The 6,408-nt window shown below is 58.9% G+C and carries 9 protein-coding genes; 2 read left to right on the plus strand and 7 right to left on the minus strand.

All coding sequences use genetic code 11. The annotated features are described in order from the left end of the window. Positions 1 to 119: 119 nt before the first annotated feature. A complete protein-coding gene (locus FS320_RS35815) occupies positions 120 to 683 on the plus strand; it encodes an ABC transporter substrate-binding protein (protein WP_338105626.1) in 564 nt (187 codons plus the stop codon). 111 nt (positions 684 to 794) lie between these two features. Here FS320_RS35815 and FS320_RS35820 read toward each other — a convergent pair whose 3' ends face one another. The 3 genes from FS320_RS35820 to FS320_RS35830 form a co-directional block, all read right to left on the minus strand. Continuing rightward, positions 795 to 1,103 (minus strand): DUF1330 domain-containing protein, encoded by a 309-nt coding sequence (locus tag FS320_RS35820; RefSeq protein ID WP_152717118.1) that lies wholly within the window; start codon positions 1,101 to 1,103, stop codon positions 795 to 797. A 34-nt stretch (positions 1,104 to 1,137) separates the two neighbouring features. Further along, on the minus strand, positions 1,138 to 1,497 hold the full coding sequence (locus FS320_RS35825; protein WP_152717119.1) for a hypothetical protein: 360 nt from the start codon (positions 1,495 to 1,497) through the stop codon (positions 1,138 to 1,140). A 900-nt stretch (positions 1,498 to 2,397) separates the two neighbouring features. Continuing rightward, entirely contained in the window at positions 2,398 to 2,877 is a 480-nt protein-coding gene (locus FS320_RS35830; protein ID WP_244627605.1) for a cupin domain-containing protein, read from the minus strand. A gap of 301 nt (positions 2,878 to 3,178) precedes the next feature. On the opposite strand from FS320_RS35830, the gene FS320_RS49970 reads away from it, so the two are divergent. Beyond that, positions 3,179 to 3,301: a hypothetical protein gene (locus FS320_RS49970; protein WP_274597267.1), complete on the plus strand. Its 123-nt coding sequence runs from the start codon at positions 3,179 to 3,181 to the stop codon at positions 3,299 to 3,301. Between the two features lie 650 nt (positions 3,302 to 3,951). On the opposite strand, the gene FS320_RS35835 is transcribed toward FS320_RS49970, so the two are convergent. From FS320_RS35835 to FS320_RS35850, 4 genes are all read right to left on the minus strand, one after another. Further along, the gene (locus FS320_RS35835) at positions 3,952 to 4,266 is read right to left on the minus strand and encodes a PilZ domain-containing protein (RefSeq protein WP_152717120.1); all 315 of its coding nucleotides are present in this window, start codon (positions 4,264 to 4,266) and stop codon (positions 3,952 to 3,954) included. A 63-nt stretch (positions 4,267 to 4,329) separates the two neighbouring features. Next, positions 4,330 to 4,587 (minus strand): WGR domain-containing protein, encoded by a 258-nt coding sequence (locus FS320_RS35840; protein WP_152717121.1) that lies wholly within the window; start codon positions 4,585 to 4,587, stop codon positions 4,330 to 4,332. A gap of 348 nt (positions 4,588 to 4,935) precedes the next feature. Next, positions 4,936 to 5,190: a TrbG/VirB9 family P-type conjugative transfer protein gene (locus FS320_RS35845; RefSeq protein ID WP_244627606.1), complete on the minus strand. Its 255-nt coding sequence runs from the start codon at positions 5,188 to 5,190 to the stop codon at positions 4,936 to 4,938. Continuing rightward, a complete protein-coding gene (locus FS320_RS35850) occupies positions 5,187 to 5,474 on the minus strand; it encodes a hypothetical protein (protein WP_152717122.1) in 288 nt (95 codons plus the stop codon). The genes FS320_RS35845 and FS320_RS35850 overlap by 4 nt, the downstream gene beginning before the upstream one ends. Between the last annotated feature and the right edge of the window lie 934 nt (positions 5,475 to 6,408).

Consider the following 6,408-nt stretch of genomic DNA (forward strand, 5'->3'; position numbering starts at 1 on the left):
GGCGGCTATCTCGCCCGTGGCCATGATCCTCCGCCAGGAAACACCGTCATGTGGAGAGGACTCTCGCGCCTGATGGATATCGAACTCGGCGCTAGGATTGGAGCACAAATCTATGGGTAATTGAAAGGTCCGCCAAGCGCCTACAGTTGCTCCGAGAGGCCGTCCCTGGACTTTCGCGTGTGGCAGTCCTTTGGCATCCCAACGCCTACGGCGAACGCACGATGGCCGGTCTCCTGCATGAAATGGAAGCTGCAGCCCGAACTTTGGGATTACAGCTTCAACTCGTGCCGGCGTCTGGCCCGGAGGACGTCGTCGGCGCGTTCGCTGCGATGGCCAGAGAGCGTGCCGGTGCTCTCATTGTCATGCCCAGCCCGATGCTGTTTGGCGAATACCCACGCATCGCGAGTCTTGCGGCGACAGGCAGACTGCCAGCAATGGGCGCAGCCAGGGAATTCGTAGATCTCGGAGGGCTGATGTCTTACGGGGTCAACCAGGTCGACCTTGCCCGGCAGACGGCCACGTATGTGGACAAAATTCTGAAAGGGGCGAAACCGGCAGAGTTGCCCGTGGAGCAACCGGTTAAATTCGAGCTTGTGATCAATCTGAAGACAGCGAGAGAGCTGAGGGGGACGCTTAGCAAAGAGTTTGAGTCTCTGCTGGTTGCCGACGACGTGGTTGAATGAAGATGCCGTTGGCTGCTATTGCTTGTTCAATAAACGATCCTCCCCGAAATCACGGCTCCTGGCATCCGCGCCACTGACTCCCAACTTTGCTAAAGGGTGCCCCAGCACGGCTCAATTTTCGGGCTGCGGACCATCGTACTCTTCAACAATAGTGATGTTCACATCAGCCCGGCCCTCGCGAAGCCCCTTAGCTTTAACATATTCAGGCGAGTGATAGCAGGCCAAGGCCGTGTCAAAGTCCTTAAACTCAATGATGACTGTGCGGCTATAGCCTCGGCCCTCGACAGCCTCTGATTTGCCGCCACGTGCGAGGAAGCAAGCACCGTACTTCGAAAAGGCGTTGGCGTTCTCTGCCACATATGCCCTGTACCCTTCGGGATCTGTCACATCGCCTGATACGACCCAGTAACCTTTTGGCATGTCTCACTCCTCCGGTCCCACCAAACGGCGAGTCTTACTGTGCTGATGCAGCCTGAGGCGGCAGAATCGCGCATTTCGTCATGTACAGGCCACCAAGATTGCTGAAGTCTGGTTCATAGACTGATCCGCACCAATGTCCCCCGCCAGTCTCGCCGCGATCACCCAGCAGGGCGCGGTATTGGATCCGTTCGTTCGGCACGTTGATCCATTGTTGATCTACGTACATCTGCACACCGCGTGCAGTCAGGCGATACAACGCCGGGCGGCAATCCTGATCGTCGCAGCAACTCGCGCCTTCCTCGTCCTTCAGATGCGAGTAGATGTCATGGGCTTGGATCGGCAGCGGCAGGCTGATGATGAGAACGGTGGAAATAAGGGCAGCTCTTGGACACATACGCCTCTCCCCCATAGGCCATGGTGCCTCATGGGCGGCTCGGGGCTGTGTCGAAACCCCAAGGGGCTCGAGAGAGGCCAGATCAGCTACAGACTTGAGAATACGCCTGTTCCGCTAGCCCTGCAATTTGGCCGTTCCGTAAAGCGTCTTCTCGGAAATTCGCAACATCGCAGGCGATTTTCCGCGCACGCGCGGGCGTCAGGATAGCGCAGCTACGCCCTAACCCATGTTAGAGCCGCGAAAGATCAACTCTGATTTGAAAGGGGCTCCTCCCGGACCCTTTCTGCCCCTACGGATCCGGCTCCTTGAAGCGCTCCCTCTCAGGTTGAGCGCTTCTTTTTTGCCCCAAGCCCGTCTCAGCCTGCTCGACCGCGAATGCTTTCCAAAAAGTGTCTATCGGAAATCGGCGAGGCGTTTCGTCAGAACTTCGATCAACTCGTGATGGGCGTCCAAGGCCTCTGCCAGAGGGCCACTCGTGCCACCTGCGTTTAACAGGGCACGGACAGCTTTTTCCTCATCGGCAATTCGCCGTCGAATGCTTTCCGGGGTAGTGTGCTTGGCCGCTTCCGTCTGCACCCATCTGGATCTGCGATCGTTCCTCGGTGGCATTGGACCCTGGGGATTGCTGTCCCATTGGGTCAACCCACCCCACGGGGTGGTTTAAGACTTTAATCGCATTACAGAGGGCTTCCAATCCTCTTGGGAGTAGGTTCGTGTCCCGTTCGGTCAATTGAACGTGTAGCGCCGCTTGTCAAAAATGGGCTACGCGAATTTATCGTCTCCAGTTACACGGGTGCGAGAGCCCACTCCGAGCGCTGCTCTGTGACTCTAGGTTCGCATCGATCCATGCCCAAGGAACGAGATGGTTCACTCGGGATTCCAACGCAGCAGCCGCCTAAGCTAATGGTGCTTAACTGGGATCAGCGAAGGTCCTTTGGCATCGACTGGGAGGATCTCAAACAGCACATGCACCATCGGGGCATCGGTCTTGTTGAAAACGGTGTGATTGATATCGCCCGACTCGAAGAAGAAGTCCCCTGGCCCGTAAACCACCGTCTTCTCCGGCAACACGTAGGTCATGGATCCTGATGTGACCTGCCGGATTCCCGGACCAACATGGTTGTGTTCGCCAACATGGCCCCCCGGCTCCAGCGTCAGCTCGGTGACCCGCAGCTTATAGCGGCCGTTGAGCTCACTGAGGAAGCCTGCCAGTTCAGCTTCGAATTTGATCTTGGCCACCAGGCCTTTGGTGTCGACCTTAACAGGGACGGCAACGCCCGTCTGAGCCGAAACCCGTCGAGCGTCTGCGACCAACGCGGCGACAAATGGCAGAGCCATGACGCCTTGAAGGACTTGGCGGCGAGCTTGGTCAGTCTTCATGACGACCTCCTGTACAGGCCTAGTCCCTCAAGGGCGGCTCGGGGCGCTGTGTCGGAGCCGCGAGGGGCTGCGAGAGAGGCGAGGTCAAGTTCAGGCTTGAGAATACGCCCGTTCCGACACGCTTACAACAGAACCGTAGCCAGGGACTTGTTGCCAGTTCCATAAACGGCCTTACCCGAAACTCTTGCACGCGAGTAATTGGCGTTATGGAACGCCAAGCGGGCGCGAAGCCTCGCGCGAGGCTGCAATCTTCCCTTTCGCCTCGACCTCCGGCTAATGTCCTGCAAACAGCGGGGCACCCATGGCCGAGTTTTCTGCGTTCTGGCACGGAATGGCTGAGGTGATCGGCATCCTGCCTTGGTGGGCTTGGGTGCTGTTCGTTGTGGGCTTCCTGGCCTTGCTGGCCTGGTCATGGAAGAGCTAGCCTCATAGATCACCATACCCGCGCCGCCGCTTGGCCTGTGCGAGCGCTGGTTAGCCCCCTCATCATTCCAAATTTCCGTGCGCAATCGGCGTTATAGAACCAAAAGCCTCACGCGCATGCGAGGCCGACCTACTGTTCCATAATCGCGCTATCGGAAATTCTGGACGATCTTCTCGCGCTCACGCGAGGCTGATAAAGCTAGGCGAGCTCGGGGATAGCCCATGCACGATGAGCGTTACAACGAACAGGAGCACAGCGGGACGCTGAAGGTCACTCAATTCAGCTTATTCGAGATGAGAGAAGGACCCGCATCATCCTGCTCGTGCTTGCCCTTCTGATCGTGGGCCTCCTGGCTTTCGTGGCCGGATACCTCTTCTTCAATTTGTTCTTTGATCCATACAGCCCCAGCCGGTTCCTCTGGTAGCCTACTCCGCCTCGTGAACCTTTGAGGGACCGAGCATCTCTGCGCTGTTCTCTGCTTGTCAAAATCACAATTTCCGCGAAATTCGCAGCCGACAATGAAACGCCGCGGCCAAGGGGAGTCGTGGACCCTCAGCCAGGGCGTCTTCCACGCTTGGGGGCAATGGAGCGCAGTCGGACTGTTACGCTACGCGCCCGGTGCAGGCATTCTGGAACGGTCACGGTAAATATTACGTAGCCGGTTTTTCGGGGGGCCGCGGCCACCAGCCGGGCGGGACCGTCCCCGCTTTGGCCTTCTTCAGAAACATGACGCCGTGGTTCGCCCCGCGGCCCCAGACCAGGCGGGCCGGAAGCCGCAGCCCCCTGCTCGGGATCTCGAGGTCAAACTCGGGAGGCAACTCGAAGGCGTCGGTGAAGCAGATGCGGGCGCCGATCTCAGAGAGATCCCGCACCGTGCAGATGAGCACCGAGGAGCGGTTGTTGAATACGACTTGTCCCTTGAGAACCGTGTTCCAGCGTTTGTTCGACCGCTTTTCAACTATCAATGATCCCGTCTCCTCTCGTGCAGGATTGTCATCTGAAATAGCTAGAGCGGGTTAATTGCCCATCTAGAGATCCCGATATCCGCGCCGGCGTTTCACTGCGGCCAGGGCCTCGAGCGCTTGGCCGGCCTCGAGCTCGTTGGAGAACATTTCGACCATCTCCTGCCCGTTGCTGCCGATCCTTCCCGAGGTGCGCACCAACCGCACGGCCCCGAACAGATCCCGCTCGACCATGAGGCTGTAGAACCGCGCCATGCGCCACTCCGGATCGCGCTTGTGCAGCTCCAAGTGGTGCTTGATTGGGGATCGGAGCTCGTCAGACATGGACTGCTCAGCCCTCTCAGGACGAGCGGTTCTTCCCTGTGGGGCGGTTTCGGTAGATCTGCTGCATCTTGTGAGTGCTCTCCTCACGGGCTTTGTTGGCGACCTCCGCTTGAACCTCATCAAGGCGCCCGTGCTTGCGACCACATTCGGCACAAAGCACCATGCCTACCGCTTCGCTCTTAGACGGTAGGATGGCCTGCCCGGCCCCGCACTTTGGGCATGGGTAAGCTATGATGATGGGTTTCGTCATAGGTTTGTCGCCCCTTCTCTTTTTGTCATTTCAGAGCCTATGTCGCACTCTCACTGAATGCCTCGGCCATGCCAACACCCTCATTTTGAGGCTTCTTGTCAGGCGCGATACATGCAAGGCAGCGGCCGCCAGCCGACAATGTGCTGGTCGAAGTAGGTGTGGGTGCCGTACCGCGCTCCGACGACGCGCCAATGGCTCCTCCGGGTGATATCGTCGGTTTCCCAGACTCCGACCGTCACCGGATAGGTGGGCGGTGCCTCTGCATCCTCCATCCAGAGGATCACCGGGGTGCCGTCGCGCGGCGCCAGCCTGACGGGATACCAATCGTCCATGATGGCTCTTTCCCGGCTCAAGAATGTGGCTCCGTCCTGCCCTCATCCGCCTCGGTCTTGCCGGCTGCCTCCGTCTCCAGCGCGTGAACCCGGGCCTCGATCCACCCGCTCATCTTGTCGACGAACTCCATGGCGCAAGCCCTCAGCCCCTCATCAGCCTCATAGGTCTGCAGGAAGGCTTGCCGCACCTTCTCAACCTCATCCTGGATGTAGGCGGAGCGGTGATCAGGGGGCACGGTGACGGCCCGCTCGGCAATCGTGTTGACGATCTTCTCGATCCGCGCGGCTTGCTGTTCTCGGTTCATCTTCGCCTCCCGTCCTGGTGCTGCCGATCCTGCCAAGCGCCTCCGGCTTTGCCGACAGCCCTTTTCAGGTTCTCCAATGCTGCTTCAAGTTTTGGGTCTGGCACATAGGCCTTTGGCAGAAGGCCGCTTCCCTTTCTGATCTCCCCCATAAGCTCAGGGGATTCCGCTACGCCTGTGGCTTTGGGGGAGTTTAGCGGAGAGGCTCGAAAATTGATCGTGGTGGCCGTTTGAGGGGTTAAAGGCGCAAAGCCCTTCTCTCACCAGAATATCTGCCACGGGCCGCTGCAGCCCGCCTATTCGCGGCACTAAAGACAGGGGCGTAGTCGGCCCCAAGCCGGAAGAGGATCGGTTTGTGGTGCAGTTCGCCGTCGCTGGTCGCTGAATGGTCCTCTCGATGGAGGCGCCAAAGTCGAGTCTATCCGCGCTCTGCAGGCTGTCGTTGAGAAGGCCGGCGTCAGCTTCACCTAGTTGGGGTCAGCGCAAGATCTGCTCCTGATTAAGCGCTAACGGAGTACGTAGCAGGAACACGCACGCCCACGCAGGCGCGTCGAGCTAGCCGACGACCTAATTCGACTTTGTTCAGGTGTCTCAGCAGCCGTACAACGCCGCGGACACGTTGACAGGAAGGATGCGGCGGCCCGGAAGGTCCGCCAGAGCAAGTGACTCTGCTTGGTCGGCTCTGCGGACAGGATTAGAGAAGAACAACAGTGGGTTACCCGGGGTATGTCGCTGTGATGGTGCCGCACGCACAGGGGCAGGCTTTAAGCCTCGCTTAAGGGGTAGTCGATCCGTGCTCTCTTGACCCCTCCTACAATGGTGCAAACTGCCGCTGTCTGAACCACCATAGCTCGGATCGGGCGGCGGAGCGACACGGAACACCACCGTGATGTCGCCGCGATCAATCTCAACGCGCTTGACCAGAAGGCGGATCAGA

It is taken from the genome of Microvirga tunisiensis (genome assembly GCF_009296175.1).
Taxonomy (GTDB): Bacteria; Pseudomonadota; Alphaproteobacteria; order Rhizobiales; family Beijerinckiaceae; genus Microvirga; species Microvirga tunisiensis.

Bases quoted from the DNA above. Each gene is read 5' to 3' on its own strand.
- FS320_RS35825 (WP_152717119.1), bottom strand. From the start codon at position 1,497: ATGTGTCCAAGAGCTGCCCTTATTTCCACCGTTCTCATCATCAGCCTG.
- FS320_RS35830 (WP_244627605.1), bottom strand. From the start codon at position 2,877: ATGAAGACTGACCAAGCTCGCCGCCAAGTCCTTCAAGGCGTCATGGCT.
- FS320_RS35850 (WP_152717122.1), bottom strand. From the start codon at position 5,474: ATGAACCGAGAACAGCAAGCCGCGCGGATCGAGAAGATCGTCAACACG.
- FS320_RS49970 (WP_274597267.1), top strand. From the start codon at position 3,179: ATGGCCGAGTTTTCTGCGTTCTGGCACGGAATGGCTGAGGTGATCGGC.
- FS320_RS35840 (WP_152717121.1), bottom strand. From the start codon at position 4,587: ATGTCTGACGAGCTCCGATCCCCAATCAAGCACCACTTGGAGCTGCAC.
- FS320_RS35820 (WP_152717118.1), bottom strand. From the start codon at position 1,103: ATGCCAAAAGGTTACTGGGTCGTATCAGGCGATGTGACAGATCCCGAA.